1 protein-coding gene is annotated in these 395 nt (G+C 37.2%); it reads left to right on the top strand.

Annotated features, from left to right (window positions below; all coding sequences use genetic code 11):
• Positions 1 to 106: 106 nt before the first annotated feature.
• A partial coding sequence (locus tag M3175_RS24650) for a replication initiation protein (RefSeq protein ID WP_251524640.1) occupies positions 107 to 395 on the top strand: 289 nt, incomplete at its 3' end.

Below are 395 nucleotides of genomic sequence, written 5' to 3'. Positions count from 1 at the left end.
AGAGGACTTGCGTGTTGATAGAACAGCTGAGCAACGGTTAAGAGAAAAATACCCACACCCAGAAGACCATCGCAAATATTTACATGGTCTTAGAACTTATAATTTATTGGATTCGTTACCCAATCGTAGAGATGATGACAATATCGTAGCTCGGATTGTTTTTCATAAACGGATTGTACCGTTATTAAGTGATTTGAGAGCAAGTTTTACCCAATTTGCTTTAGCAGACGTCACGGAATTTAGCAGTATCTATACGTTTAGGATTTATCAGTTGCTAATGCAGTATAAGTCAACAGGCTATGTAAAAATCAGCCTTGACGACCTGCGATTTATGCTAGTTTTATTTGATAAATATCCGTTAGTAGCTGACTTGAAAAGATGGGTTGTTGAAACTG

The sequence above is a fragment of the Robertmurraya korlensis genome, assembly GCF_023715225.1.
Taxonomy (GTDB): Bacteria; Bacillota; Bacilli; order Bacillales; family Cytobacillaceae; genus Robertmurraya_A.
Note: the sequence above shows the minus strand (reverse complement) of the source record. Positions and strands in the feature narration are given on the sequence as shown.